This window comes from Pseudomonas sp. 02C 26 (genome assembly GCF_002843585.1).
Classification (GTDB): domain Bacteria; phylum Pseudomonadota; class Gammaproteobacteria; order Pseudomonadales; family Pseudomonadaceae; genus Aquipseudomonas; species Aquipseudomonas shirazensis.
On record NZ_CP025262.1, the window covers coordinates 3220106 to 3245798 of the forward strand.

Annotated in this window: 27 protein-coding genes and 1 pseudogene; 15 read left to right on the top strand and 13 right to left on the bottom strand. The window is 60.5% G+C overall.

The window, feature by feature from the left end:
* Positions 1-8: 8 nt before the first annotated feature.
* Positions 9-776: an SDR family oxidoreductase gene (locus CXQ80_RS14730; protein ID WP_101320735.1), complete on the top strand. Its 768-nt coding sequence runs from the start codon at positions 9-11 to the stop codon at positions 774-776.
* A gap of 9 nt (positions 777-785) precedes the next feature.
* Here CXQ80_RS14730 and CXQ80_RS14735 read toward each other — a convergent pair whose 3' ends face one another.
* The gene (locus tag CXQ80_RS14735; RefSeq protein WP_101320737.1) at positions 786-1136 is read right to left on the bottom strand and encodes a hypothetical protein; all 351 of its coding nucleotides are present in this window, start codon (positions 1134-1136) and stop codon (positions 786-788) included.
* Between the two features lie 117 nt (positions 1137-1253).
* Here CXQ80_RS14735 and CXQ80_RS14740 point away from each other — a divergent pair, with 117 nt between their 5' ends.
* Complete coding sequence (locus tag CXQ80_RS14740; RefSeq protein ID WP_101320739.1) at positions 1254-1556, top strand: RcnB family protein; 303 nt, start codon at positions 1254-1256, stop codon at positions 1554-1556.
* A gap of 1 nt (position 1557) precedes the next feature.
* Here CXQ80_RS14740 and CXQ80_RS14745 read toward each other — a convergent pair whose 3' ends face one another.
* Positions 1558-2718 carry a GGDEF domain-containing protein gene (locus tag CXQ80_RS14745; protein ID WP_101320741.1) on the bottom strand — a complete coding sequence of 387 codons (1161 nt, stop codon included), beginning with the start codon at positions 2716-2718 and terminating at the stop codon, positions 1558-1560.
* Between the two features lie 244 nt (positions 2719-2962).
* Between CXQ80_RS14745 and CXQ80_RS14750 the strand changes: the two genes are divergently transcribed.
* The 3 genes from CXQ80_RS14750 (at position 2963) to CXQ80_RS14760 (ending at position 6906) form a co-directional block, all read left to right on the top strand.
* The gene (locus CXQ80_RS14750) at positions 2963-3358 is read left to right on the top strand and encodes a bacteriocin (protein WP_101320743.1); all 396 of its coding nucleotides are present in this window, start codon (positions 2963-2965) and stop codon (positions 3356-3358) included.
* A gap of 201 nt (positions 3359-3559) precedes the next feature.
* Positions 3560-5389, top strand: coding sequence for an SLC13 family permease (locus CXQ80_RS14755; RefSeq protein ID WP_101320745.1), 1830 nt, complete (start codon positions 3560-3562; stop codon positions 5387-5389).
* A 104-nt stretch (positions 5390-5493) separates the two neighbouring features.
* Positions 5494-6906: a GGDEF domain-containing protein gene (locus CXQ80_RS14760; RefSeq protein WP_101320747.1), complete on the top strand. Its 1413-nt coding sequence runs from the start codon at positions 5494-5496 to the stop codon at positions 6904-6906.
* Positions 6907-7451: 545 nt separating this feature from the next.
* Here CXQ80_RS14760 and CXQ80_RS14765 read toward each other — a convergent pair.
* The gene (locus CXQ80_RS14765) at positions 7452-7805 is read right to left on the bottom strand and encodes an SH3 domain-containing protein (RefSeq protein WP_101320749.1); all 354 of its coding nucleotides are present in this window, start codon (positions 7803-7805) and stop codon (positions 7452-7454) included.
* Positions 7806-7869: 64 nt separating this feature from the next.
* The gene (locus tag CXQ80_RS14770) at positions 7870-8361 is read right to left on the bottom strand and encodes a GNAT family N-acetyltransferase (RefSeq protein ID WP_101323059.1); all 492 of its coding nucleotides are present in this window, start codon (positions 8359-8361) and stop codon (positions 7870-7872) included.
* 126 nt (positions 8362-8487) lie between these two features.
* On the opposite strand from CXQ80_RS14770, the gene CXQ80_RS14775 reads away from it, so the two are divergent.
* Positions 8488-9435, top strand: coding sequence for a LysR substrate-binding domain-containing protein (locus CXQ80_RS14775; RefSeq protein ID WP_101320751.1), 948 nt, complete (start codon positions 8488-8490; stop codon positions 9433-9435).
* Positions 9436-9681: 246 nt separating this feature from the next.
* Complete coding sequence (locus CXQ80_RS14780; protein WP_224785525.1) at positions 9682-9885, top strand: hypothetical protein; 204 nt, start codon at positions 9682-9684, stop codon at positions 9883-9885.
* 11 nt (positions 9886-9896) lie between these two features.
* Here CXQ80_RS14780 and CXQ80_RS14785 read toward each other — a convergent pair whose 3' ends face one another.
* A complete protein-coding gene (locus CXQ80_RS14785) occupies positions 9897-10211 on the bottom strand; it encodes a hypothetical protein (RefSeq protein ID WP_101323060.1) in 315 nt (104 codons plus the stop codon).
* On the opposite strand from CXQ80_RS14785, the gene CXQ80_RS24845 reads away from it, so the two are divergent.
* The 4 genes from CXQ80_RS24845 to CXQ80_RS14800 all read left to right on the top strand — a co-directional run bounded on the left by CXQ80_RS24845 (position 10198) and on the right by CXQ80_RS14800 (position 12888).
* Positions 10198-10464, top strand: a complete 267-nt coding sequence (locus CXQ80_RS24845; RefSeq protein WP_178080735.1) for a hypothetical protein — start codon at positions 10198-10200, stop codon at positions 10462-10464. The two genes, CXQ80_RS14785 and CXQ80_RS24845, sit on opposite strands and share 14 nt — an antisense overlap.
* Before the next feature lie 105 nt (positions 10465-10569).
* Positions 10570-10905 (top strand): hypothetical protein, encoded by a 336-nt coding sequence (locus CXQ80_RS14790; RefSeq protein WP_101320755.1) that lies wholly within the window; start codon positions 10570-10572, stop codon positions 10903-10905.
* Positions 10906-11120: 215 nt separating this feature from the next.
* Complete coding sequence (locus CXQ80_RS14795) at positions 11121-12362, top strand: DUF1835 domain-containing protein (RefSeq protein ID WP_101320757.1); 1242 nt, start codon at positions 11121-11123, stop codon at positions 12360-12362.
* Positions 12363-12552: 190 nt separating this feature from the next.
* Positions 12553-12888 (top strand): hypothetical protein, encoded by a 336-nt coding sequence (locus tag CXQ80_RS14800; RefSeq protein ID WP_101320759.1) that lies wholly within the window; start codon positions 12553-12555, stop codon positions 12886-12888.
* On the opposite strand, the gene CXQ80_RS14805 is transcribed toward CXQ80_RS14800, so the two are convergent.
* Positions 12878-14482 carry a hybrid sensor histidine kinase/response regulator gene (locus tag CXQ80_RS14805; protein WP_178080831.1) on the bottom strand — a complete coding sequence of 535 codons (1605 nt, stop codon included), beginning with the start codon at positions 14480-14482 and terminating at the stop codon, positions 12878-12880. The genes CXQ80_RS14800 and CXQ80_RS14805 overlap by 11 nt on opposite strands.
* 123 nt (positions 14483-14605) lie before the next feature.
* Here CXQ80_RS14805 and CXQ80_RS14810 point away from each other — a divergent pair, with 123 nt between their 5' ends.
* Positions 14606-15208 carry a response regulator transcription factor gene (locus tag CXQ80_RS14810; RefSeq protein ID WP_101320763.1) on the top strand — a complete coding sequence of 201 codons (603 nt, stop codon included), beginning with the start codon at positions 14606-14608 and terminating at the stop codon, positions 15206-15208.
* Positions 15209-15229: 21 nt separating this feature from the next.
* Here CXQ80_RS14810 and CXQ80_RS14815 read toward each other — a convergent pair whose 3' ends face one another.
* From CXQ80_RS14815 to CXQ80_RS14830, 4 genes are all read right to left on the bottom strand, one after another.
* Positions 15230-16828 carry a histidine kinase famiy protein gene (locus CXQ80_RS14815; protein WP_101320765.1) on the bottom strand — a complete coding sequence of 533 codons (1599 nt, stop codon included), beginning with the start codon at positions 16826-16828 and terminating at the stop codon, positions 15230-15232.
* A gap of 153 nt (positions 16829-16981) precedes the next feature.
* Entirely contained in the window at positions 16982-19468 is a 2487-nt protein-coding gene (locus CXQ80_RS14820; RefSeq protein ID WP_101320768.1) for a TonB-dependent siderophore receptor, read from the bottom strand.
* 116 nt (positions 19469-19584) lie between these two features.
* Complete coding sequence (locus CXQ80_RS14825; RefSeq protein ID WP_101320770.1) at positions 19585-20544, bottom strand: FecR domain-containing protein; 960 nt, start codon at positions 20542-20544, stop codon at positions 19585-19587.
* Positions 20528-21046 (bottom strand): sigma-70 family RNA polymerase sigma factor, encoded by a 519-nt coding sequence (locus tag CXQ80_RS14830; RefSeq protein WP_101320772.1) that lies wholly within the window; start codon positions 21044-21046, stop codon positions 20528-20530. The genes CXQ80_RS14825 and CXQ80_RS14830 overlap by 17 nt, the downstream gene beginning before the upstream one ends.
* A gap of 237 nt (positions 21047-21283) precedes the next feature.
* On the opposite strand from CXQ80_RS14830, the gene CXQ80_RS14835 reads away from it, so the two are divergent.
* Positions 21284-21901, top strand: a complete 618-nt coding sequence (locus CXQ80_RS14835; protein WP_101320774.1) for a glutathione S-transferase family protein — start codon at positions 21284-21286, stop codon at positions 21899-21901.
* 227 nt (positions 21902-22128) lie between these two features.
* Here CXQ80_RS14835 and CXQ80_RS14840 read toward each other — a convergent pair whose 3' ends face one another.
* Positions 22129-22746, bottom strand: coding sequence for a hypothetical protein (locus CXQ80_RS14840; protein ID WP_101320776.1), 618 nt, complete (start codon positions 22744-22746; stop codon positions 22129-22131).
* 93 nt (positions 22747-22839) lie between these two features.
* A complete protein-coding gene (arfB, locus tag CXQ80_RS14845; RefSeq protein ID WP_101323061.1) occupies positions 22840-23253 on the bottom strand; it encodes an alternative ribosome rescue aminoacyl-tRNA hydrolase ArfB in 414 nt (137 codons plus the stop codon).
* Positions 23254-23369: 116 nt separating this feature from the next.
* On the opposite strand from arfB, the gene CXQ80_RS14850 reads away from it, so the two are divergent.
* Complete coding sequence (locus CXQ80_RS14850) at positions 23370-24101, top strand: LexA family protein (RefSeq protein ID WP_371918879.1); 732 nt, start codon at positions 23370-23372, stop codon at positions 24099-24101.
* A 296-nt stretch (positions 24102-24397) separates the two neighbouring features.
* Positions 24398-25048: a polysaccharide lyase family 7 protein gene (locus CXQ80_RS14855; RefSeq protein ID WP_157831759.1), complete on the top strand. Its 651-nt coding sequence runs from the start codon at positions 24398-24400 to the stop codon at positions 25046-25048.
* A gap of 170 nt (positions 25049-25218) precedes the next feature.
* On the opposite strand, the pseudogene CXQ80_RS14860 reads toward CXQ80_RS14855, so the two are convergent.
* Positions 25219-25515 (bottom strand): annotated as a pseudogene (locus tag CXQ80_RS14860) (transposase); the annotation flags it as partial.
* Positions 25516-25693 lie beyond the last annotated feature (178 nt).

Consider the following 25693-nt stretch of genomic DNA (forward strand, 5'->3'; position numbering starts at 1 on the left):
GACACAGCATGGCCAAGACGCAACTGTTCGACCTCGACGGCAAGATTGCCTTCGTTTCCGGCGCCAGCCGCGGCATCGGCGAAGCCATCGCCCACCTGCTGGCAGAGCAAGGCGCGCAGGTGATTGTCTCCAGCCGCAAGCTCGACGGCTGTCAGCAGGTCGCCGACGCAATCATCGCAGCCGGCGGCAAAGCAACTGCAGTGGCCTGCCATATCGGTGAGCTGGAACAGATCCAACAGGTGTTTGCCGGCATTCGCGAGCAGTTCGGCAGGCTCGACATCCTGGTCAACAACGCGGCCACCAACCCCCAGTTCTGCAACGTGCTGGACACCGACCCGGGCGCCTTTCAGAAAACCGTCGACGTCAACATTCGCGGTTACTTCTTCATGTCGGTAGAGGCCGGCAAACTGATGCGTGAGCACGGTGGTGGCAGCATCATCAACGTGGCCTCGATCAACGGCGTGTCCCCGGGATTGTTCCAGGGCATCTACTCGGTGACCAAGGCCGCGGTGATCAACATGACCAAGGTGTTCGCCAAGGAGTGCGCGCAGTTCGGCATCCGCTGCAACGCCTTGCTGCCAGGCCTGACCGATACCAAGTTCGCCTCGGCACTGGTCAAGAATGACGCCATCCTCAACGTCGCCCTGCAGCAGATCCCGCTCAAGCGTGTGGCGGCGCCCAGCGAGATGGCCGGCGCAGTGTTGTACCTGGCGAGCGACGCCTCGAGCTACACCACCGGTACCCTGCTCAATGTCGACGGTGGTTTCCTGTCCTGAGCCGGCCGGTTACAGGCAGGTCGCCGCAGCAGCCCGGCGGCGCAGTGCGGTGGTGTCGGCTTTTTGCGCGTAATAGTCGACGCGTGTGCCACCGTCTTGCGGGTAGATGTCGGCAAACGACTCTGCCTCACGGGTATAAACCGTCAAGCCGCCACTCTTGCGCGGCTGCAGGTAACCACTGGCGTCGACCCCAAAGACAGCCTCATCCTGCCAACTGAACTGGATGCATTGGGCAACCAGTTCCGCAGCCTTTTGCGATTTCAGCTGTGCAGTCGGCGCAGTGCCGCGCGCGGCATCCATGGTCGACGAGGCACACCCCAGCAGCATCAATGCTGCGGCCATCGGCACAATTGCACGCATGTTTCATCCTCGTAGGCAAAAAAGAACGCGACTCTAGCATTTGCGTGCCTGCACAAGTGAATTCTCGACGCTCAGCCGTTGTCGCATTAACACACCTATTGCATTTGGAGACTGTGCATGAAAATGCGCCCACTGCTGTCCGCCCTGCTGTTCACCGCCACCCTGCCTTGCCTGCCATTGGCTGCCACTGCAGCCGAAAGCAACGTCGAGAGCGTCAAGGCGCCGGAGTCTCACGACCGCGAACTGAAGGTCGGTGACAAGGCCCCGGATCAATACAAACGCGATGATGCCGCCGTGGTTGACTGGAAAGCCAACGGCCTGCCAGCGCCGGAAAAAGAAAGCCACTGGGTTAAAATGGGCAATCGCTTCGTGCTGGTGCAGATCACCAACGGCGTCGTGCTGGCCATTCACTCGAAGTGATCTAGCAGGGGCCAGACACTGCTGCCATGTGCACGGTATTACGCCCATCCGCCTTGGCCTGATACAGCGCCGCATCCGCTCGCCCGAGCAGCGCTGCAGCACTGTCATCAGGCCCGGGCACTGCGCACCACAGGCCGACGCTGAAGCGCAGCTCGATAGTGTCGTCAGCGAACTGCGCCGGGCTTTGTGCGATGGCCTGGCGCAAGCCCTGCAGTGCCGCCATCGCGCCCTCACGGTCGGTATGTGGCAACAGCAGCAGGAATTCCTCCCCGCCATAACGTCCCAGGCTGTCAGCCGCACGCAGGCGCCGTTGTAGCTGGCGAACGCAGTGGCACAGCACCTCATCCCCAGCCAGGTGGCCATACAAATCGTTGATCCGTTTGAAGTGATCGATATCGATCATCGCAACGGCCAGGTGACTGCCCTCATCACGTGCGCGCTCCAGCTCTTGGTCGAAACGCTGGAGGATGGCCCGCCGGTTGTAAGTGCCGGTCAGCACATCGTGCAGCGCCATGTGCTGCAAGCGCGACTCGCTGCGCTCTTTGGCCATCAGCACCAGGCCGAGCGAATACATCATCACCGTTACCGTGCCGATCGCCACCGATACTGTCTGCTTGAGGTTGCTAATGTCGTAGCGCATATCGGCTGCCTCCCCAGCCAGCACCGCGATAACCCGCATACCCAGGCCTACCAGGCTTATAGAAGCGCCGATCACCAACAGCAGATGCGCCCGGCCGGGACGTTCGGCATGACGTCGTGCCCAATGCAGCAACAGCCCGCATTGAACCATGAGCACCACGGTGGCCAGCAGCATGCGCGGCTCGAGCGTCTCCAGCAGAAGCAGCAGCCCGCCTAACATGCATAACGGAATGATGAAAATAACTCGCCACGGTACTTTCAGTTCACGCACCCGAAACAAGCTTGCCGAGTAGAACGCCAACGCCAGCGACAGCAGGCTATTGCCCAAGGCATAGCTGACCCACAGTGGGGCCTGGGCATACAGCGTGTAGCAGATGTATGCGAGGGCGTGCGCAAGCAGGCCGCAGCCAGTCAGCAGCAGGTTGTCACGGCGGTTGTTTTGACCCACCAGCAACAGACAGAACGCCATGATGGTGGCGACCAGCGCGACTGCGGCGAACAGTGTAGGGGTATGGGCGATCATGTTGGTTAACCAGGCAGCGGGTGGCCGTCTCACTGCGGCCTGCCAACCAGTCTAGGGCGCCCCACGCAAACCAGCCATGACCGAACGGGACAGATCAGCAGCCATCGAGCCCGAGCGTTCCATCGAGTGACAAAAAATCCATTGTCGAAGAAACCAAATCGATCGAACCCGGTCCTACTGAGTACCCCGTAATCCCTTACGGATCAATGACCTGATTTAGCCACTTGTTTCGAGGTTCACCATTATGCGTCTGACTCTGCCTTCTCTCGCCTTGGGTCTGTTGCTGAGCCAAAGCGCTTTTGCCGGTGACGGCACTGCAGCTATCGGCGGCGGCCTCGGCGGCGTGCTCGGTAATGTGGTCGGTCAACAGATGGGGGGCCGCACCGGCGCAGCTATCGGCGCGGGCCTGGGCGGCGCAGCTGGTAGCGCCGTCGGCGCGCGCAAAGGCAATCGCACCGAGGCAGCGCTGGGTGGCGGCCTGGGTTCGGCAGGTGGCTCGCTGGTCGGTGGCGCCCTCGGCGGCTCGACCGGCTCGACCGTCGGCGCTGGCCTGGGCGGCGCAGCAGGTGGCGCCGTGGGTAACCACATGGGCGACAACGGCGGCAGCAAGAAGAAGCACAAGCGCCGCCATCGCCACTGATCGCAACTCAGAAAGCCGGGGCCCCGTTGCCGCCCCGGCAATCGCAAGCCGCCCCACCCTCACAACGCTTAGGCTGCTCCCGCACTGCACCAATGCAGCGCGTCAAAAACCTGCATCACATCAACACCCCCATCACGCCAAACTGCCACACTGCCTGCTACTGTCTTGTGTGCCCCCTGCGTGAAGGATCACTTCCTCGTCATGAACCCTGAGCTACTCATGGTGCTCGGCCTGCTGGCCGTGGTTATCCTGTTATTCATCCTCAACCGCCCACGCATGGACGTGGTTGCGTTGCTGGTCATCGTATTTCTGCCGCTGTCCGGCATCCTCACTGTAGAGCAAGCCCTGGCCGGCTTCAGCGATCCTAACGTGGTCCTTATCGCGGCGCTGTTCGTCATCGGCGAAGGCCTGGTGCGCACCGGCATTGCCTACCGCATCGGTGAATGGATGAGCGCCCGCGCAGGCGACAGCGAAGCGCGTCTGCTGGTCTTGCTGATGGTTTCGGTAGCCGGCCTGGGTTCGGTGATGAGCTCGACTGGAGTCGTCGCTATCTTTATCCCGGTGGTGCTGAGCATTGCCGCACGGCTCGGCCTGGCACCCAGCCGACTGATGATGCCGTTGAGCTTTGCCGGTTTGATCAGCGGCATGCTCAGCCTGGTTGCCACGCCGCCCAACGTGGTTGTACACAGCGAGCTGGTGCGTCATGGCGAGCAGGGCTTCGGCTTTTTCAGTTTCACCCCGTTCGGCCTGGTAGTGCTGGTGCTGGGCATCGGCTACATGCTGCTGACCCGACGCTGGCTCAACAGCGAAGTACGCAAGGATGGCCGCACCGAAAGCCGCCGCACCTTGCTCGACCTGGTGCTCGACTACAAGCTCAATGGCCGCGAACGGCGCTTGCGCATTCGCCCTGACTCACCGCTGGTGGGGCATACCCTGGGTGAACTGGAATTACGCACCCGCCACGGCGCCAACGTGATCGGTATCGAGCGCCAGCACAAGTTCACCACCCGGGTGATCAGCGCCGACTCCAACAGCGTTTTGCAACAGGGCGATGTGCTGCTGCTCGATCTGTTCGCCAACCGCGATGATCTGCGCAGTCTGTGCCAATCGATGCGCCTTGAGCCGCTGCACTTCAAGGCGGCCTACTTCATCGATCAGTCGCAGGAACTGGGCATGGCCGAAGTGTCGCTGCCACCTGGCTCGCAGCTGATCGGCAAAAGCATTCTTGAGCTGACCTTCCGCAGCCGCTACGACCTCAACGTAGTCGGTCTGCGCCGCGAACAGGCCGCCATCGACGAGCAACTGGTGGAAGAAAAACTGCGCCAAGGCGATACCTTGCTGGTGGTCGGTCCCTGGAAAGCCGTGCGTCAGCTGCAAAGCCAGCCCAAGGATTTTCTGGTGCTGAGCCTGCCTGCCGAGATCGATCAGGTGGCGCCGGCACGAAGCCGCGCGCCATACGCCGTGATCAGCCTGGCGGTGATGGTTGGCTTGATGGTCAGCGGGCTGGTCCCCAACGTCATCGCCGCGCTGATCGGCTGCCTGCTGATGGGCGCCGGACGCTGCATCGACATGAACAGCGCCTACCGCGCGATCCACTGGCAGAGCCTGGTGCTGATCGTCGGCATGTTGCCATTTGCCTTGGCCCTGCAGCAGACCGGCGGCATCGATCTGGCGGTCGGCGGCCTGGTCAGCCTGCTCGGCAATGCCGGGCCCAGCGCCATTCTTGCCTGCCTGTTCGCCGTGACTGCGATTATCGGCCTGTTCATCTCCAACACCGCAACCGCAGTGCTGATGGCGCCAGTGGCGATCAGCACCGCCCATCAACTGGGCATGTCGCCCTACCCGTTCGCCATGACTGTTGCACTGGCAGCCTCGGCGGCGTTCATGACGCCGGTGTCTTCACCGGTCAACACCTTGGTCCTGGGGCCTGGCCAATACCGCTTTGCTGACTTCGTCAAAGTGGGGGTGCCGTTCACCTTGCTGGTGATGCTGGTAACTGTGGTGATGGTACCGTGGTTCTTTGGGCTCTAGTGAGGCAATTTGACAGCAGGCGGGCTGGCGAAACACACTGACACTAATGTCCCAGGTGCCTGCAGTCGTTGTCCTGGATCCGTCTATGCCAGCCGGTAGAACCCATGGTGTTTCCAGCACGCTCGCAGCTCTTGCCTTATGTTGTCCTGTTCAGCCTGACCCTGGCCCTTACCCTTGGCGGCGTTCTCGCCCGCCCGATCGAGTCGTTGTCGCTGTTCTGGCCGGTCAACGCAGTGCTGGCAGGCGTCCTGCTGCGCTATCCCCGCCAGGCGACTCCACTTGGCTTCGCCTTGGTGTGGCTGGCCATGGTCGCTGCCGACCTGGCCTGCGGGAGTAATTGGCAACCGGCGCTGTGGTTCAACCTGTGCAATCTGAGCGTGATCGTCATGGTTTGGCTGCTGCTGGTCCGCTTGCCGCGCCAGCATCGGCGTATGCGCAGCCCTCAGGGCGTGCTTTGCGTGTTTGCCGCGTGCGCCGCTGGCGCCATGGTGGCGGCAAGCATGGCCTGCCTGATGTCGTCACCGTGGTTTCAGGAATCGATGCGCGCGACCTGGCTGGCCTGGTTCAGCGAACAGTTTTCCACCTGCATATTGATCGTGCCGGCCCTGCTGACCGCGCCCTCGCGAGGCGTGTTGCCGCATGGCGGCGGCAAGCCCGTTCGCCTGGCACCGCTGCTGGTGCTGGTGGGTTCGTTGGCATTAAGCATCGTATTTGGCGGCCCTGGCGCGATTGCGTTCCCGATCGCCGCCTTGCTCTGGTGTGCCTGGACTTACTCACCCTTCCTTGTGTCACTACTGGCGCTGATGGCGGGTAGCAGCTTGATCGTCGCCGTGGCGCAAAACCTCATGCACTTCAGCGTGCCGCAGAGCGTGTCGGGGGTGACCACGCTGATGTCGGCACGGCTGGGCATTGCCATGCTGGTACTGGGCCCTCTGGTAGTGGCCTGCGTGAGCAATGCCAACCGGAGTCTACTGGCGCGGCTTGAGCATCAGGCAACCATCGATCATCTGACCGGCGCCCTCACCCGCAGCGCTTTCACGCGTTTGGCCAATGCCCTGCTCGACAGCCGCCAGCAGCTTGATCAGGCCATGCCGCTGACCTTGATGATGCTCGATATCGATCACTTCAAAAGCATCAATGACCGCCATGGCCACGGTGTCGGCGACCAAGTGCTGCGCACCTTCGCCCACGCCCTGCAAGAGCAGCTGCGCGATGGCGAGCTGTTTGCCCGGTTGGGTGGCGAAGAGTTTGTCGTGGTCTTGCCCGGGCTTGCGCCCGAGCATGCCCAGTTCACTGCCGAACGCCTGCGCCGGGCAGTGCAGGACCTACACCTGAACCACGCTGACCCGCGCCTGCAGATGACCGTCAGCATCGGTCTGGCAGGTTGTGCCGAGGGCGGCCCATCGCCTGCGCTGGACGCGCTGCTGGTATGCGCCGACAAGGCGCTGTATCGCGCCAAGGCACGTGGCCGCAATTGCGTCGAGCTCGCCGAACAGGCGCTACGGCAGACCGTCTGAATCCAGGCCGATAATCGCTGCTCAAATTCTGCTCAATCTAACGCAGGCCGCTAACCACCTAACTTGCAGCGATTTATCCACAGACCTACCCACGTTTTCTGTGGACAGTTTTCCCAAGGCAAAGAACGACTTATCGCACATACGACAATGCCGAGTCGGCTTGTAGGCGACTCGGCTGTGGGTAGTTGCACAAGGGTGAGCGCCGCAGCTCTGGCCCGCCTGGGGAAGCAGCGGGCCGGCAGCGGGGTATCGCCGGTCAAGGCGGCGGAATGGTGCCCAAAAGGCCGATACAGATTGTCAGCAGCAGAAAACCACCGAGGAACAGCGCAAGCTTGCCCATTGGAACCTCTACAGTGTGAACACGAATTGGCGTAGCTGGCCCAGGGCGGACCATCGCAGCACAAGTGGCTTGGCGTGCAACGGTCAGTCGACTGGGCTTGTGAGGTATTTTCCGCTTTCGGCTGATACGGTTACAGATGCAGGTTCGCGGAAAAAAAGCAGATCAGATGAGACCAGCAGCTGGCCGCAGGCACCTTTTCAACGCGTCACTCCAGCAGTTGCAGCTTCTCGCCAGGCAGCCAACCCAACTCACCATTGCCAGCACGGCGGCACCACAACCAGCCGTTCATGGGCAACAGGGCGAGCACCTGCTGCCCCGGATCAACATCCAGCTCATGCGCCGAGTAGTGCTCCAGAGCCCTGCCCTGAGCGACGCCAACCCGCTCGATAAGCTGCGCCGGGACCCAGCCAGGTTCCTGCCCGGCGCAGGTGCACAGGTACCAGTCCAGCCAGCTCTCGTTACCCTCGTAACGCTGGCCGATCTCGAGCAGATCGCCCTTGGCGACCCGGATAGGTCGCGGGTATCCGGATCGATGAGCTTGGATAACAACGTACTTCACTTGCCTCTCCCTGGCTGAGTGCGCGTCGGGCCAACGTTGGCGCGCCGGAAATCATATAACTGCCTTACAACGCCATGACCATCTCGTGCCAGCTCATGCCACCGTGATCGGAGGGTGATGGCTGCACATAGCGATAGCCGAGTTTTTCGTACAGAGCCACGTGGCGTTGCTTGCACATCAGATGGATCGTCGCCTTGCCCCGCGCGCGCATCTGCTCGACGAAGTGCGCCATCAGCAGCCCGGCAAAGCCGCGCCCCTGCAGCGCCGGGTCTACCACCACCGACATGATCACCACATTGACAGCGCGCGGATCATGCCCGGCCAGCTCCTTGAAGGCCTCATCGGACATCACCACCTGCTCGGCGCAACCGCTGTTGATGAAACCAGCAATCTCGCCATCCAGTTCCAGAATCAGAAAGCCCTCTGGATACTGCTCGATGCGCATGGCTATCTTTTCCCGAGTGGCCGCCTCATCGCCCTCGTAGGCGCTGGTTTCGATCTGGTAGCAGCGCTCCACATCCTGCAAGCCGGCCTGGCGCAAGGTTGGCGTGGTCATCAAACTGTCCCCCATCTCGGTAAAGCCCACCATGCTAGCGCAACTGCCGGCGAACTTGTTGCTCGCGGGACAGACTGACGCCAGAATCAGCCGATCAGCCCACACGCGCCGCAGGAAGCCGCCCCCATGAGCACCGCCAAGCGACGCACCGCGCCGAGCGTAATCAATCATCTGGTTGCCTTTGAGGCCGCTGCCCGGCTGGGCAGCTTTCGCGCCGCAGGCGAGGCGTTGAGCGTCACCCAAGGCGCAGTCGCCCAGCAGGTACGCACGCTGGAAGAGAAGCTCGGCATGGCCCTGCTCGAACGCCTGCCACGCGGCCTGTGCACAACGCCCCAGGGCCGCGAGTACCTGCTGCGAGTGCAGCAGGCATTGCACATCATCGAAGACGCCACCACCGAGCTCCTCGCTCAAGGTGCCCCGGGCGATCCCCACCAGGTGGTGCTCAGCACCACGCCAGCCTTTGCCAGCCGCTGGTTGATCCCACGGCTGGGCCGGCTGGCGGCCGCACATCCGCAGATCGCGCTGATGATCGATGCCTCCGACAGTACCCGGCCACTGACCGGCAAAGGCGCGGTGGACATGGCCGTGCGTTGGGGCACTGCCCCTTTCGCGGGCTGTCACGCGCGTCACCTGCTGGCGGGCCAGGCTCTGCCCGTGTGCGCGCCGTCACTACGTAACGCGGGTGACTGGCAGGTACCTAGCGATCTGGCCAGTGCACCGCTGGTTTCCGACAGCCACAACAACTGGAAGCGCTGGTTCGATCACTACGGCCAGCCAGGCACCCGGTTTACCGGCCCAGCGTTCTCGCAAACCATTCTGGCGATAGAGGCGGCCGAGCAAGGCATGGGCATCGCCTTGGTGCCAGCACTGCTGGTAGCCAACGCCCTGCAGGCTGGCACGCTGGTACTGGCCTTGGCGGGCCATGAGTTACCCACCAGTGCGGGCTTCTACATACTTACGGGGGAAGCTGCGGCCGTTGGTTCGGCAGCCGCGCTGGTCACCCAATGGCTAGAGCAGGAGGCCGCCGAGCCAGATCAATTGCAACAGGTCATTTCACGCGAGCCGCGCAGCTAAGCGGATACAGGTGCAGTAACAAATTATTTCAGAGCGCAGACAAAAACTTTGGAAACACTGCACCGCTTGGCCTGTGAGTGCGTTGAATACAAACGCTTCGAAATATCGGCACACACCCATCGTAGGACGGCTCTGATCTGCTTGTAGGATTAAGCCTACAGCAGTGCAATACCTGTACGAAAACGCAGTTCCGGCTCCCAGAATGAGCTGATACGGTCGGCTCATTCCTACAACGGCAGGGACGCCATGAGCCAGAGAATCGAGATGGAAAACTACGACCAGTCCGCCCTAGCACTGCAGAAAAACCTACTCACCCTGCGTCAGCAGCGCGATCGTCAGCGCGCAGTCGGCAACCACACCGAAGCTGATCATCTGGACAAGCTGATTACCGGCATCGAGCAGACCTTCGCCCAGTTGCAGGACACGTTCAAGCCGACGACCCTGCAATGATCTGAGCCGCCTCAGGCGTCGAATTTCTGCCGCACGACCCAGCTCAATGCCCAGCCGGCGAATGCGTAGAACGCGTCCAGATAAACCAGGCCTTTGTAATTGGGCAGCAGCCCACCCTGTGCCAGCAGTTCGGCCATGTCCGGCGTCGGCGGGCTCAGCAGGTAGTAGGCGTTGGGCAACAATGCCAACGCCAGCAGGATCAGATACGTCACGCCTTTGAACAATGACTCTCGCTCGGGCGATTGTGCGGCCAGGCGCATCCCGAAAAAGGCGACCACGCCCGCTACTGGCAAGACCCACAGATGGGATGGCATGCTGAAGAAGATCTCTGCAGCCAGACTGCGTGATTCCACGGTTGAAGCTCCTTGTCAAAATGGGCAGGGCTTTTGCGGCGGCTGCATGACCGCCAAAAGGCCGGGATTGTTACAAGCGCGCAGACCAATTGCAAAGTCCGTACTGACTGAACGCGACCGCTCTCCCCCCTTCGACGAGAATTACTACGACGGCTTGGGCACCTTTGCCTCAGGCTCCTGCGGCGAACCCCGCAATGCGGTGGTCAATGCCAAGTGGCGCTTCTGACAGTGACGCGGGAATGAAGACAGCCAACTGCAGAACGTCGAGGTGTTCTGGTAAAGTGCCGCCGCCCAATATTTGGATTCGGGCTCTAGTCCATGGAGTAGTAATGTGAAGTCATTCAGCAAAGTCATCGCTTCTGCAGTACTGGGTCTCGCTCTGGCAGGTTGCACCGGCACCGCCATGAAAACTCAGCAGTACGACAGCAGCCAGTACACCGTTGTTGGCCACAGCGAAGCCAGTGCCACCGGCCTGATGCTGTTCGGCTTGATCCCGATTCGCCAGAACAGCCGCTTCGTACGCGCGCAAGATTACGCCATCAAGGCCAAGGGCGGCGATGCGATGATCAACACCCAGGTACAAGAGAGCTGGTTCTGGGCATGGGTTCTGAATGGCTACACCACCACCGTTTCCGGTGATGTGATCAAGCTGAAGACTGCTCAGTAAGTAGCGTCTTGCTTGATAAAGCCCGGTTCGCCGGGCTTTTCTATGTGTGCCAGCACGCGATCAGGCTTTACCTCCGTGACGCCTGGCCGTTACAGTCGATGCCTGGGCGTGTGCTGCGCCTGCGGTCCGCGCGAAGGGGTTTCCCAGGCATGCGTTGTACATTGCCCATTCCAGCTCCCGGCTTGTCGGCGGACCGAGCCCTGTAAGGAGTTGGCATGCCCGCCATTAATGCTTCCCGCCATCATGGTCTTGTTGACCTGCCCGCGCTGCGCAAACACGCAAAGCAGTTGCTCAAAGCCCTCAAGAACAACCAAGCCGAAGATACCCGCGTGCAGTTGCGCGCAATCGGCGTGCCTGGCCCTGAGTACAAGCTCGCCGACACTCAGTGGCTGGTAGCGCGTGAAACGGGTTTCTCTAGTTGGCCAAAGTTGATTGCACATGCCGACAGCGTCGCCTTCGCCGCACGTCATCCGGACTTTGCTGCGACCAATGAAGCCACCGTTCAGCACTGGCGCTGCGGCAACGATATCGAGCACAGCCTGCGAGTCGCTGGCTTCACGGGCACATTTCATATGTTCGATGATCCGATGGTCATGGGCCCTGTTCCGGCCCTGCCTGACGACGATTACTGGCAAGTGCGTGCAGCGTTCATTCAGCAGACATTCGGCCTATCGCCACGTGATGCCCAGCAACGCCAAGCCTCACAACGCCAGGCCCTCGCGCAACTTGGCCACGATAGTGAATTGGTGCTGTGGTGCGAGGGCGACGCCTATGATCAGTTGTTTCTGATTCGGCTCCTGGCGAGTTTGGCTACGGTGCCGCGCAGGCTGGAACTGATCGAGATCAACCGCGTGCCGGGCGTTGAGCGTTTCATTGGGCTGGGCCAGCTGGCGCCGGATGTGCTTGCATGGCTCTGGCCACAACGGCGAGCACTGGCTGCAGATGCCTTGGCGCTGGCACGGGAGGCATGGGCGGCCTATACCTCAGCCGACCCTGGCAACTGGGCGCGGATGGCAGGCCAGGTGCATCCGGCATTGCCGCTGCTCGGGCCCGCGTTGGCCAGGCAACTCCAGGAACTCCCGGGCGCCTCGGATGGCTTGAGTCTGACCCAGCGTCTGACCCTGCGGATACTGGCAGATCACGGAGCGCTGCCTGCCGGCAAAGTGTTCACTCATTTGAGCAAGGACTATGAACCTCTACCCTTTCTGGGGGATTTGATGTTCGCTACGCTGTTGCGCCCGCTCATCGATGCGCCGCAGCCACTGGTGCAGGAACAGCCGGGCGGTGAGTGGCAGCACGGTCTTGTTCGAATCACCGACCTGGGTGAGCGCGTATTACGAGGCACCGTGAATTGGCTCGACTGTGCCCCAGCCGAGCGCTGGGTTGGCGGCGTGCAGATCGTTGCTGAGCAAAAGCCATGGGTCGTCAGTGAACACGGGGACGTCTGCCGGCGTTGATTCAGTGATCAACGCGCTCCTTTTACCGCAGCCCTAAAGTGCCACTAGCACACTTGTGCTAATCGACCCCGCACCCACCTGGCGCTATATTCGCCAGCAACCCCAATGCTCCCCGCCAGCACGGCGAATTCGCCGTGCAAGGGATCGTTGCGCAAAAAAAAAACCAAAACATCCCCAAGGAAGAAGCGCCATGAAACTGCACGCTCCAGTCACCCGCCTCGCCCTGCTCGGCGCCCTGATGATCGGCGTTGCCGGTTGCAGCCATATGAAACCCACCGAAGACCATCTCAAAACGCTCTCGGAAACCAATATCGGTGAGACGGTCAAGCGCGTTTCCAATGTGCGCAGTGACTCCATGACCACGTATTACATCGCCAGCACCGCTTCCGGTGACTACAACTGCTCCGTGCCCAGCGGTGCCAGTGGCGGAATGTTCGCCGTGGCCAGCTTCGGCATGATGAAACCCGCCGCCTACTGCCAGCCCAAAGGCGCCCGCGGTAATGGGTTGACCCCGTTCAACCAGTAAGCGGCCCCTGACTGAGCTCGCGCAGAGCGCCCCGTAGTTCAGCGGGGCGCACTGGCTTGGACAGAATGGCGATCTGCCGATCGTGCAGGGCTGCCTGGATCCGCTCGAGATCATGCCCGGTCAGAATCAGCGCTGGCACCGCCACGCCGCGCTGCGCGCGCAGGTGGTCGATGCATTCGATACCGGTGGCGTGGTTGCCCAGGTCATAGTCGGCAACGATGATGTCGCAATCGCTGACCAGATCATGCCCGCTCGACTCCGCCTGCACCTTGCAGCCCCAGCGCTCCAGCAATGCCTGGGTGGCGAGCAGCACGTTGTGGTCATCTTCCACCAGGCACACTTTCAAACCGGTCAACAGCCCCGCCTGACGTGGATCGTCGCGCACAACGAGTTGCTCCGGCGCGGTCGCCAGCGGCAAGCCGCTGAGGCTGACCGAAGTGCCACGGCCCACCCGCGAGCGCAGCATCACGTCCATGCCCATCAACAGCCCCAGGCGCTTGACGATAGACAAGCCCAGACCGACCCCTTCAACGTCTTTATCGCGCAGCTGGCGAACGCGATAGAACTCCTCGAACACCCGCGACAGATGCTCCTCGGCAATTCCCTGCCCTTGGTCGTGGATCTCCACCACCAGCCCGCCGTGGCGCCGGCGCACGCCGACCAGTACAGGGCGCTGGCGGCCGTACTTCAAGCAGTTGGAGAGCACGTTCTGCACCATGGTCGCCAACAGTGCCGGGTCAACCCGCACCCAGTGTTTGCATGGCCGCAGGCGCAATTCGACCCCGGCCCAACGGGCGGCTTCGGCATTCTGGCGGAGTAACTCGGCGAGCAACTCGCCCAGGTGAACTTCCTGGTACTTGGGCAGCAAGCGGCCGTTGTCCAGGGTGTAGAGATCGAGAATGGAGCGGAACAATTGCGAGACGTTCAGCAGCGACCGGTCGATGTTGTCCACCAGCCGCCGCTCCTCTTCGCCCAGGCGCGCCTCACGCAGGCAGGCGGTGAACAGGCCGATGGAGTGAATGGGTTGGCGCAGATCATGGCTGGCCTGGGCCAGAAAGCGCGACTTTTCCAGGTTGGCGGCGATGGCCTCTTCGGAGGCCTTGCGCGTGCGCTCCAGCAGCAGGTGGGCGTAGACCGGAATCACCGTACTGGTGATCATCAGCATCAGCATCATGAACGGCTGCGCCTGCCACAACGGATTCAGCCCGTACACGACCAGCAGCGCCAGCAAGCCAAGGACGGTGGCAATCGCCAGATAGCGCGAACCATAGCGCATGCCGTTGCCCAGGTTGACCCAGACCATCACCGCATACAGCGGCAACGCCGCCTCGCCGCCGATCACCAGGCCGAACGAGGTGCCGGTATAGTCGTGAATCATCCCGAAAACCCGCCGCGCCGGGTAATGCCCGGGCCAGCGCGCGATGACCTGACGAAGTACGATCGAGGCCAGCAGGAACACCACGATATAGAGCATCACCGGCACGTAGTGCGCCACCGACTGCCCTGGCAAGAAGCCCAGCACACCGATGTACACCATGGCGCAAAGGGCTACCACAATACGCAGGTTGGCTTGATCCAGTTCAGCGTCTTTCATGAACTTCACGGGCAACGTCCTTGTACGGTCATCGTAATGCTGGCACGCCAAGCAAGCAGGCCCTGAGCAGAGTGTTAAAGTACCACGCAGGCGCAACACCTGACCCCCAGGGAGGGGCACTCCATGACATGCCGCATCATCATCGCTGACGACCACCCCATGTTTCGCGAGGGGATGCTGCGCACGGTGCAACGCTTGCTGCCCGAGGCTCAGGTAGAGCAGGCCGGCGATCTGGACACAGTACTGAACATGCTCGAACGCGACAGTGACGTGGACACGCTGATCCTCGACCTGCGCTTCCCCGGCCTGACCTGCATCAGCCAACTGGGTGAGCTGCGCAAGCAGCTGCGGCGTACCACATTGATCGTGGTATCGATGGTCGATGACCCGCTGTTGATCGAACAGGTGATGGCGATGGGAGCCGATGGCTTCATCGGCAAGAACATCGCGCCCGAAGAGATCGGCCAGGCGCTGCTCGCCATCCGCGAAGGCGAGGTGCTGGTCAAGTTCGCACCCTCAGGGCTATTACCTCTGGACACCAACACCCTGACTACGCGCCAGCAGGAAGTGTTGCGGCTGATCGCTCAAGGCAAGACCAACAAGGAAATCGCCAAGGCCCTGGATATTTCGCCGTTTACCGTGCGCATCCATGTATCCGGATTGCTGCGAACCCTCAACGTGCCATCGCGGGCAGCGGCAGCCGTCAAATACAGCGCATCCTTGTAAGTCAGCGCTGCCGGGACACTGTTATACGCCGCCCGGTGAATCCAGCACCATCCTCACCTTACGGCCAAGTTCCTGCGGTAAGTACGGTTTGGATATCACTTCAAATTCAGAACCGCCAATGTCAGTTCGCTCGATTGAGCTCTCTGCATAGCCAGTGGTCAGCAGCACCTTCATCGACGGATGCTGCAACTGCACCTTGCGCGCCAGCGTCACGCCATTGATGCCACCCGGCATGATCAGGTCAGTGAACAGCAGGTCGAAGTGCAGCCCCTTCTCCAGCATCATCAACGCATCCTTGGCATCATTGGCCACCTGGGTCTCATAGCCCTGTTCTTCGAGGATCACCTGGGCCAGCTCGGCAACATCGGCGCGGTCTTCCACGATCAGGATGCGCTCATCACCGGTTTTGGACTTGAGCAGGCTCGCGCGCTCCAAGGGGTGCAGCTCGCTGGCATCGGCGGGGAAGTAAAAGCGCACGGTAGTCCCTACGCCCTCTTCCGAGTAGATCTTGACAGTGCCACCGGACTGCTTGGCAAAGCCATACACCATCGACAGCCCAAGGCCGGTGCCCTTGCCCTCGTCCTTGGTGGTGAAGAACGGGTCCATCGCTCGACCGCGCACGGCCTCGGGCATGCCCTCACCGTTGTCGGTGACCGAGACGCAGACGTAATGTCCCGCATGCAGCCCTTCATAAGACGCTCGCGCATCTTCGGTCACGATGACGTTCTTGGTTTCAATATTGAGTGCCTGGCGCTCATCCCCAGCCATGGCATCGCGCGCATTGATGATGACGTTGAGCAAGGCGATCTGCGCCTGAGCCGGATCGATACGGCAGTTGTGCAATTCGTCATCCAGGCTGAGCGATACAGAGACACCATCGCCCAACGTCTGGTTGATCAACACCTGTGCGTCAGCGACGATCTGATTGATATTGATCACCCGCCCCTGCAGCGATTGCTTGCGCGAGAAGGCCAGCAATTGCTTGGTCAACGTATTGGCCCTTTCCACCGCCTGGGTGGCATGGGTCAGGCCCCTGACGATCCTGGCCAGATCGGGCTGCTCCTTCTCGGCAGCCGACTTGGCCAACGAGACATAACCACCGATGACCTGCAGCAGGTTGTTGAAATCGTGCGCTATGCCGCCTGTCAGCTGCCCCAATGCCTCCATCTTCTGCGACTGGCGCAATGCATCTTCCACATCTCGACGCCGGCTGACGTCCAGCTGGGATGCGAAAAAGTATTTGAGCTCACCGCTGTCGTTATAGATCGGCGAGATGAATAGCGCATTCCAGAACGAACTGCCGTCTTTCCGGTAGTTCAGCACCTCGGTGGAAAAGTCATAGCGCTGAGCGACGGCCTGGCGGATCGCAGAGATCACGTCCTGATCCGTATCCTTGCCCTGCAGGAACCGACAGTTGTGGCCGATCAACTCATCTTCGCCATAACCGGTCATTTCCTGAAAAGCCTGGTTGGCAAAGATGATCGGATTGTCCGGCTGGTTGGGGTCCGTGACGATCATCGGCATGCGAGTGCTTTCGACCGCGGCGAAGAAAATGTCCTTCGGATGGCCCATGACTTCAGCAGTGAATCGATTGTCTACTCTAATCCCACTGGTCGGCACTGCGGAGTCCTCTGCGAAGGTGCGCTGGGGTCTGCAAATTGTCGAGACCCAATGATGACGGTGGATGCAGGGCAGCGCGCCCAGATCCAAGCCATTGCGCTTGGATCATTGGGCAGCAGCAAAGGTTCGCAGATTTTTCGATTCAGCTCGCTGTCACCAATCGTAAGTCATTTCCACAGATGCAACCCGCTCCTGCCCGTAGTAGCAGCCAAACGCATAGTTGCAGTCCGAAATGAACTCGCGGTCAAACACGTTCTGCACGTTCAGGCTGGTACGCAAACCGCGCAGGCCGGCATCCAGCCCGCCCAGGTCGTAGCTGATGGTGGCGTCATAAACCACATAGGCGGGCACGTCGAACGAGTTGGCCGAGTCCCCTGGCTTGCGTCCGGTGTAGCGAGCGCCGGCACCGAAGGTCAGGCCAGCGAGCGTTGCCTGAGTGAAGTGATAATCGACCCACAGCGAGGCCGACACCGGCGCCGTTGCCTCACTGCGGTTGCCCTCATCGCCGTAGGTGCTTTTGGTATAGAACGCGTCGATGTAGGTGGCGGCGGCCATCACATCAACATTGTCGAGGCTGGACTTGGCTTCCAGTTCGATACCCCGGGCGCGCACTTCACCACTTTGCGTCGAGTATTGCGGGTACTGGGTGTCGCCCGTCAGCACGTTCTTCTGTTTGACCTGAAACACCGACGCGGTAATCAGCGTCTTGTCGAAGGGCTGGTACTTCACCCCCAATTCGTACTGCTCACCCTCGGTTGGCGTAAAGGCTTTGCCACCGCGCTCGGGGGCGGCGGTGCCCAGGGTCGGCAGGAACGACTCGGAGTAGCTGACATAGGGCGCCAGGCCGAACTCGGTGACATACGTCAGACCGACTCGTCCGGTGAACTTGTTGTCCCGCTGCGACGCTACGGTGTGGGCGAGCAGGTCCTTGTTGTCGATTTCCGCCCAGTCCTGGCGACCGCCAATGGTCAGGACCCATTGGTCGAAGCGGATCTGGTCCTGCAGGTACACGCCGGTCTGGCGTAGGGTGTTGTCCCATTGGGTGTCGAGCACCGGGGTTACGCTGGAGCTGTCGTAGTTGTTCTTGCCATACAGATCGACCGGCAACACGTTGTAGGCGTTATAGCCATCGTACTTGCGAGTGAAGTGACGATAATCGGCGCCGGTCAGCACGGTGTGCTCAAGCGCACCGGTGTTGAAGGTGTATTCCAGGTTGTTATCGATGGTGTAGGCAATGTTGTGCTGGCGCCAGTCGAGTTTGACTCGATTGGCCCGGGTCTGATCAACCACCCCGGCCGCATCGGTGACGAAGCTGCGCAGATAAAAGCCCTTGTACTGGTCACGCACGTCGGTGTAGCGCGCGGTGGAGCGGTAAGTCAGGTCGTCACTCAGGTTGTGGCTGAAGTCATAGCCAAAAATATACTGGTCACGCTTGTAGTCGTTGTATCGCGAATCACCGGAAAAGAACTCCCGCTTGATCTTCTGCCCGGTCGGGCCACGGTCCAGTGAGCCGATCCGTGGCAACGATTGATAGTCGGCCTGGCCATCGTCGCGCTGGATCTGCGCCAATAGGGTTAACGAGGTGTCTTCAGTGGGTGTCCAGGTCAAGCTCGGCGCCAGCAACATTCGCTCGGAGTGGGTATGCGCGACCTGCTCATTGCCTTTCTTGGCAACGCCGACAAGGCGATAGCTGAATTCCTTTTGCTCGTCGAGCGGGCCGCTGGTATCGATTGCACCGTTGACCCGGTTATAGCTACCCGCGCCGAGCTTGATCTGGCTGCGCTGTTCGCTGGTGGGGCGTTTGGACACCAGGTTGATCAGGCCGCCCGGCTGGTTCTGCCCGAACAACACCGATGACGGCCCTTTGAGCACTTCGATGCGCTCCAGCGTATAGGGGTCGATCTGCGGCGCACCGCCGAGGCTACCGGCATAAGGTATGTAGGCACCGTCGAAATACAGCGGCGTCGGGGCGAAGCCGCGGCTGGTGATCTCGTCGGCGATCACGTTGCGATCGGTGAAGCCGCCGGTGGTCAAGCCCGGCGTGTAGCGCAGGGCCTGGGTCAGGTTGCGCGCGCCCTGCACGGCGACCTGATCGGCCGTCACCACGTTGATCGCCTGGGGGATTTCCAGAATCGGCGTATCGGTCTTGGTCGCGGTAGCGCTGCGCGTGGCGACATAGCCGTCGACCGGTCCGTAGGCCGACTCGATGGCCTCGCCGGAAATATTGGTAGCGCCCAGTTGCATGGCGGCGCCCTGCTCACGCAGCAACAGCGAGTAGCTGCCGCTGGCCAAACGAACCGCTTGCAAGCGGGTACCGGCCAGCAGCTTCTGCAGCCCGGCATCAGTGCTGTAGCGGCCGCGCAAGCCGCTGGTCTGCTGCCCGGCAGCGTGGGCCGGATCGAACGAGACCGTCACGCCGGCAGCGGCCGCGAACTGAGTGAGCGCCGACCCCAGTGCGCCGGCGGGGATATCAAAGCTGCTTTCAATGTTGGTCTGAGCCGACGCCGGCGGGGCCATCAGCGCGTTGCCGACAGGCAGAGACAGCGCCATTCCCAGCAGCGCGGCGTGCACCGCACGGTTCAGGGGTTTGACTGCAGGTTTGCTGAAGATTTCGCGCGATTGAGGGTTGCGGGGGATCATGCGGTTTCCTTGCGCCCGGTGGCAGTAGATGACGGCGTCTGTGTGCGCCTCTACCTTCCAAGTCGAACGAGAATAAAAATCAACAACCCCTGCGCTGGATTATTTTTACAACGGTTTCAAGCCGGCTCGACGCGCGTCCAATAACGGCTGAACCGACGCAGGCGCACGGGTAAGGTCGACGTCAGATTGTCGAGGATGACGTCGCTGTCACCGAGGTGGAAGGCACCTGAAATCCGCAGCTGAGCCACCGCCGACGCACAGCCCAGATGGCCCCGGCGATAGCGTTGTAATTCGCTAATGAAGTCGCCCAGGGACCAGTCCTCGATAACCAGCATGTTGCGCGTCCAGGCATCCAGCTGCGACGGGGACTGCTGCAGCGTACCGGCCTCGGTGCTGACGAAATCCAGTTGTTGACCGGCATTGACGCGTACCGCCGAACCTATGGCGCTTGCGCAGCGCACTTCAACCGCATGCTCCTGCACACTGACCCGAGTACGTTGCGCGTCGTAGCGCACCACGAAGCGAGTACCCAGGGCGCGGATGCTGCCCGAAGGGGTATGCACGATGAAGGGGCGCGCCTGCGCGTCCGGCGCCGTCTCGATCTGGATTTCACCGCTGAGCAGTTGTATTTCACGCACGCTCGCGCTGTAGTGAATGTCCAACGCAGTGGCGGTATTGAGCATCAGCAAGCTGCCGTCATCCAAGCGCAGCCGACGCCGCTCGCCGGTAACGGTACGCTGGTCGGCCATCAAGGTTGGCAGTGGCGTTGTGCTCCAGGCCAGCGTGCCAGCCCCGCCTGCGGCCAGCAAAAGCGAAAGGACCTTGAGCACCTCGCGACGTTTGGCCCGGGCACTGCTCAGCGTTGGCCGGCCTATGCCTGGTGTGACCTGGGCGAGCTTGTCCTGCAGTCGAGCCAGTCGCTCCCACGCCTGAACATGCCGCGGATCACGCTCCAGCCAACGCAGATGCGCTTCACGCAGGGCAGCATCGGGCGTTTCGGTGCGCAAGTCGACGTACCAGCGCGCGGCGGCCTCGAGTGTTGCGTGGTCAAGGGCTTGCTCACGCACGTTCGTCATCTGCCAGCAGCAGGCAATGAGTCAGGGCGCGCACTGCGTGTTTCTTGACCGTGTTCACCGAGATGTTCAGGCGTCGGCCGATCTCGACATAGCTCAGCCCATCGAGCTGGGCCAGCAGAAAAATCTCGCGCGTGCGCCCACCCAGGCCGTCCAGCATGCGGTCGATTTCCATCAGAGTTTCGATGATCAGCGCGCGGGTTTCAGGCGAAATATCCAGCGGCTCGGGGCTGAGCGCGAGGGTTTCCAGGTAGGCCTGCTCCAGGTAGCGACGGCGGAACATGTCGATCATCAAACTGCGCGCGATGGTGCTCAGATAGGCGCGAGGCTCACGCAATTCGGTTGCCTTGCGCTGGGTGATTACCCGGATGAACGTGTCCTGGGCGAGGTCCGCAGCGTTGTCGACACAGCCGAGGCGCTGGCGCAACCAGCCGCAGAGCCACTGGTGATGGGTCTCGTAGAGTGACTGCACGGCGTTTTGCTGGGAGTAGTCGACAGAAGACATGAGAAGCGGCCTGGCGCAGGATCTGATAATGACTCTCATTTTGGCCAAGGGGTGTGGGGATGGCAATAGCCCGCTGCAGCGAGCGCATGTTTGGACCGCGGCGATCCTCTGCGTAACCGTCGGCACCGCAACTGTGAAACCTGTTCTGTGAACATAACCTCATCACGCGGTCAGTATGTATTCGGCAGCGCGGCTCTATTCATGCCCTCGCCTCCACCCTGACTGAGGATCACCATCATGATCACCCTGCATCACTTGAACGAATCGCGCTCCATTCGAACGCTATGGCTGCTGGAAGAGATGGGCGTGCCTTACAAAACGGAGTTCTATAGCCGTGATCGAGCAACCCATTTCGCCCCTGAGTCGCTGAAGGCCATTCATTCACTCGGCAAGTCGCCGGTGATCGAGCTCAACGGTAAGGTGGTTGCGGAGTCAGGTGCGATTACCGAGATTCTGATCGAACGTTACGCCCCGCACCTGGCGCCGGCGAGAGACAGCGATGAGTACGTCGAGTACCTGCAATGGCTGCACTTCTCTGAAAGCTCCGCCATGCTGCCGCCGCTGCTTCAGGTGTTCATGCAGCGCGAGACGGCCGAGCTGGTTTTCCTGCCGAGCTATGCCCAGGCCGAGGGCAAGAAGATCTTCGCTTATGTGGATGACCAGCTGGAGAACAAAGACTACCTGGTGGGCGGCAAACTGAGCGGCGCTGACTTCATGATGTACTTTGTGGCCGAGCTTATTCAGCGCTTTGACCGCAAGGGTGAATACCCGAACATCGGGAAGTATCTGCTCAATCTGAAAACGCTTGAGAGCTGGAAGAAGGCGCAGGCGATCGAGGCTAGCCACTACGGATAAAAAGGTCCGTAGTATCAGCTGAGGTCGGTCCGAGGCTGTCGCCTTGAAGCGCATCCCTTTCAAGGTGTTCTGAAATTGCACATGCTTCAAGATCGCTGGGGCCGCTGCGCGCCCCAGCGAGCACAAGCGAGAGAAAAATCCAGAAAAATGCAGAGACCTTGAAAGGGATGGCCTTGAAGCGGGCATGTAAAAGCCTGACAACTTCGAGACCAGCAGCGCTCGTCAGCTTAGCGACTCCTTGGGTAGGCCGCTTTGGCAACAAGAACGACAGAGACGTCGTACATGATGTCGCCCCCTCTTGTTGTCTTGTAAATATTACAGAGCATTCTGCCCTCGCCCTTAGGCGGTATCACTCTGATAGCATCTGGACCTGTGGTTCTTTCCAGGCTCAACGGCGCTGCTGTCAACTCTCCCGCGTAAATCTCGGCAACCACGATATTTTTGGGTGTCGTCTTCTGCGACCGTTGCCTGACTCCCTGCCCCAGCCCCCTGAGCCTTCCGGCAATCAAACGAACGCACATGTCATCCAACTGCGTCTTGAGGGGTCTGGAGTCCCTGCTGGATGGCCATCGGACAAAATCACTCTTGACGCTCTTGACATCTTTTTTCAGCAAATTCTCACCCGCAGACGGCACGCCAGAAGCATCCGCAGCGAAAATATAGCTAACCGTCGCGGGATAAGCAGATGCCAGCCGGCGCGGATCATTCTGGGCAAGGTGCTGTTTGACATAAGCCTGCGTATACCACCGCGCTTCAATCTTTACTCTCTTCTTGTCGGTAGCCGCGTGGGCGCTATTGGCAAAGACCAATGAAAGCACTGCGATAGCAATCAAGCTGAAATTCACGAGAGATCCTTTCTGTTTGTTGTGATGTGACGCGGCCGTTGGTTCAATCCTGCTATAGCAAAAGCTTCAGTGGCCTTGTTCTCGCCAGCAGTACTAGAAATCCACCTTGCCCCGACCTGACTTGATGGTGCTGCGCTTGGCTTTACCTTCGAGGCGGCGGGTCTTCGAGCCCAGGGTCGGTTTGGTCGGGCGGCGTTTCTTCTCGGTCTTGCCGGCAGCAATGATCAGCTCGGCAAGCCGCGCCAAGGCGTCGGTGCGGTTCTGCTCCTGGGTGCGGTACTGCTGGCCCTTGATGATCAACACGCCGTCGCTGGTGATGCGGCTGTCACGCAGCGCCAACAGCCGCTCCTTGTAAAAGTCGGGCAGCGACGAGGCGCGGATATCGAAGCGCAGGTGCACAGCGCTGGACACCTTGTTGACGTTCTGGCCACCGGCGCCCTGAGCGCGGATGTAGGTCAGTTCGATGTCGGTATCCGGCAGATGCACAGTGTTGGAGATGGTCAGCATGAGATGGCCTTTGTGGTTGCGCGCATTATCACAGGGTTGGCGGCTCGCCCATAGCAGCACAGCAAACTCCCTGAAGCAGTGCCGAAGTCGCCCTTCCGCAACGGAACGCGTTATAGATGATAACCCAAGCTATAGATAACAAAAACATAGGTTATTTGAAGCTTTATAACGCGTGTTTTACCCTTGGCGGTATGACCAAAGCCCCCGAAATGCTCAAAGATCGAATTCACCAACGCCGCACAGCCCTGGGCTTGAGCCAGCAGCAGCTCGCCGAAAGATCAGGGGTGAGCCAGGTCACTATTCAGCACTTGGAGAGCGGCCGAAACGCGACGTCGAAGAAGTTGCTGGAGATCGCGAGGGCGCTCGGCGTAACTGCGGAGTGGCTGGGCTCGGGGCAAGAGGCTCCACCGGCAAGGAGTAACGTGCAGGCGACGCACGTTCTGCCAGAGTCATACCAGTATCCGGTGATCAGCTGGGTTGCTGCAGGCGCCTGGGCCGAAGCGGTAGAACCCTTCCCGCCTGGCTACTCGGACAGGTATGAAATGTCCGATTACGACTCGAAGGGCACTGCCTTCTGGCTTGAGGTCAAAGGTGACTCCATGACCTCCCCAGTAGGCACCAGCATCACTGAAGGCATGCTTATCCTGGTAGACCCGGAGGCTGAAGCGATTTCCGGAAAGCTGGTCATCGCCAAACTTTCCGACAGCAACGAGGCCACCTTCAAGAAGCTGGTAGAGGATGGAGGCCGCCGCTTCTTGAAGCCACTGAACCCTGCATACCCAGTAGAGCAGTGCATGGAGGGCTGTCGCATTGTCGGTGTGGTAGTGCGCGCCATGATCAAGCTTTAAGCGCTTACCCTCCCAAGGCCCAGCCATCGAGCTGGGCTTTTTTTCGCCTAGCGTATTTCGCCGCGCCCAGTTCTCAAGCATTGAGAACCTTCGGCACGCAGGGGTCCCGCGCGTAGCGGGATTCCATGGCGGAAATTATAACTTGCGTTATTGACATAAGGGAAACCTGAATTATCATCAATCAATAACACAAGTTATTTTTGGCTTCGATAGCCATGACGCTCTGCCCAACCTGACGTGTCCACCTTGATGCACCCAGGCCATTACGTGTCTACAACGCGGCCTGGATTCCTACCTTGAACAAGGAGATCACCATGCACGCATTTGGCAACATCACCGCAAACGGCAAGGTCTATCTTTACCCAGCCGAGCTGCCCAGAGACCTGCTCTGGGTCGACCAGAACGGCCACACCAATTACTGGTGCTCGGTCCAGGCTGGCACCAGCGGCAGTTCAAAGAACCCACGCACCGAGGGCCGGCAAACGCTGCCAGGCACCGCTGTGTCTTTCAACTGGCTCCCGGGCAGCGCCAGGCACTCCATGTCCGGCCGGGTGCGGGTCGAGCAGGCGCCTTCCAGCGGCAAGGTCATCATCGGCCAGATCCACGCAGTCAATGCGCTCAACCCTTTTCTGATGGTGATCTGGTGGAATGGGTATGTGCGCATCGAGATTCGCGATGTGCCGCTCGGCGTCACCCGCACGCTGCTCAAGAAACAGATGCCGCTGGGCCAAGTGTTCGATTACTGCATCCAGGTCGACGAACGCAGTCAGCTAACTGCCACGCTCGACGAGCTCAGCGCCGGCGCGCCGGTGAATTCGAAGTGGAGCAAGTACCCGTTCTACTTCAAGGCAGGTGCTTATGTGATCGATAACAAAGGCGATGCAAGCGAGGGCGGATGGGTGGTTTACGAGGCGCTCGACGTGATCGACGGAGTGCTGCCCGCTTGATCACAGGGCTGGGTTTGCATGCCCCAAAAACGTAAAAGGCCCTGACAAGTCAGGGCTCTCAACAATCAGAGGCATCATACCCAACAATCCGCGCCACAGTGGTCGCCTGTCATGATGGCCATTATTGCGCCACTATCTCCACTTCATTTAACCGTCATTCAATCGCTGTACTAGCCTCTGTACGAAAAGAGATGTCGCAAACACCGCGGGGAACAAGCCAGCGAGACCATAGCGGCATAGCTTTTCGCGAGCTTGTCGAAGCGCGTCACCATGCGTCGGTTCTCTTTCAGCCAGCCAAACATGCGCTCGATGATGTTGCGCTGTCGGTACTTGGGCCGATCAAACAGCCTTGGTAAGCCAGGCTTGGGTTTGCGCTTCATCGAGCGCAGCGGGATGACGGGTTGTATTCGATATCGGTCGCAATAACGGCGTAGCGCTTCTGCATCGTAGCCCTTGTCGGCAAGCAACCTGGTTGGAAACCTTACAAAAAATCAGCTTCCGAGGGATGCCGATTGGGTTTCTCGGGATTTCGTACAGAGCCTAGACTAAATAGGCCGCGTTTTGTTGTGCCAAGGACGATGCGACTCAAGAAATCGGGAGCACATCCAGAGTGGATAGAGTGGATGCAGAGCGGCTCAGGGTAAC

What these genes read in the sequence shown, in the direction of transcription:
- CXQ80_RS14750 (WP_101320743.1), top strand. Translation starts at nt 2,963, where the DNA reads ATGCGTCTGACTCTGCCTTCTCTCGCCTTGGGTCTGTTGCTGAGCCAA.
- CXQ80_RS14760 (WP_101320747.1), top strand. Translation starts at nt 5,494, where the DNA reads ATGGTGTTTCCAGCACGCTCGCAGCTCTTGCCTTATGTTGTCCTGTTC.
- CXQ80_RS14735 (WP_101320737.1), bottom strand. Translation starts at nt 1,136, where the DNA reads ATGCGTGCAATTGTGCCGATGGCCGCAGCATTGATGCTGCTGGGGTGT.
- CXQ80_RS14805 (WP_178080831.1), bottom strand. Translation starts at nt 14,482, where the DNA reads ATGAAAGACGCTGAACTGGATCAAGCCAACCTGCGTATTGTGGTAGCC.
- CXQ80_RS14820 (WP_101320768.1), bottom strand. Translation starts at nt 19,468, where the DNA reads ATGATCCCCCGCAACCCTCAATCGCGCGAAATCTTCAGCAAACCTGCA.
- CXQ80_RS14780 (WP_224785525.1), top strand. Translation starts at nt 9,682, where the DNA reads ATGAGCCAGAGAATCGAGATGGAAAACTACGACCAGTCCGCCCTAGCA.
- CXQ80_RS14800 (WP_101320759.1), top strand. Translation starts at nt 12,553, where the DNA reads ATGAAACTGCACGCTCCAGTCACCCGCCTCGCCCTGCTCGGCGCCCTG.
- CXQ80_RS14775 (WP_101320751.1), top strand. Translation starts at nt 8,488, where the DNA reads ATGAGCACCGCCAAGCGACGCACCGCGCCGAGCGTAATCAATCATCTG.
- CXQ80_RS14830 (WP_101320772.1), bottom strand. Translation starts at nt 21,046, where the DNA reads ATGTCTTCTGTCGACTACTCCCAGCAAAACGCCGTGCAGTCACTCTAC.
- CXQ80_RS14795 (WP_101320757.1), top strand. Translation starts at nt 11,121, where the DNA reads ATGCCCGCCATTAATGCTTCCCGCCATCATGGTCTTGTTGACCTGCCC.
- CXQ80_RS14740 (WP_101320739.1), top strand. Translation starts at nt 1,254, where the DNA reads ATGAAAATGCGCCCACTGCTGTCCGCCCTGCTGTTCACCGCCACCCTG.
- CXQ80_RS14810 (WP_101320763.1), top strand. Translation starts at nt 14,606, where the DNA reads ATGACATGCCGCATCATCATCGCTGACGACCACCCCATGTTTCGCGAG.
- arfB (WP_101323061.1), bottom strand. Translation starts at nt 23,253, where the DNA reads ATGCTGACCATCTCCAACACTGTGCATCTGCCGGATACCGACATCGAA.
- CXQ80_RS14745 (WP_101320741.1), bottom strand. Translation starts at nt 2,718, where the DNA reads ATGATCGCCCATACCCCTACACTGTTCGCCGCAGTCGCGCTGGTCGCC.
- CXQ80_RS14850 (WP_371918879.1), top strand. Translation starts at nt 23,370, where the DNA reads ATGATAACCCAAGCTATAGATAACAAAAACATAGGTTATTTGAAGCTT.
- CXQ80_RS14770 (WP_101323059.1), bottom strand. Translation starts at nt 8,361, where the DNA reads ATGACCACGCCAACCTTGCGCCAGGCCGGCTTGCAGGATGTGGAGCGC.
- CXQ80_RS14835 (WP_101320774.1), top strand. Translation starts at nt 21,284, where the DNA reads ATGATCACCCTGCATCACTTGAACGAATCGCGCTCCATTCGAACGCTA.
- CXQ80_RS14755 (WP_101320745.1), top strand. Translation starts at nt 3,560, where the DNA reads ATGAACCCTGAGCTACTCATGGTGCTCGGCCTGCTGGCCGTGGTTATC.
- CXQ80_RS14730 (WP_101320735.1), top strand. Translation starts at nt 9, where the DNA reads ATGGCCAAGACGCAACTGTTCGACCTCGACGGCAAGATTGCCTTCGTT.
- CXQ80_RS14825 (WP_101320770.1), bottom strand. Translation starts at nt 20,544, where the DNA reads ATGACGAACGTGCGTGAGCAAGCCCTTGACCACGCAACACTCGAGGCC.
- CXQ80_RS24845 (WP_178080735.1), top strand. Translation starts at nt 10,198, where the DNA reads ATGCTGAAGAAGATCTCTGCAGCCAGACTGCGTGATTCCACGGTTGAA.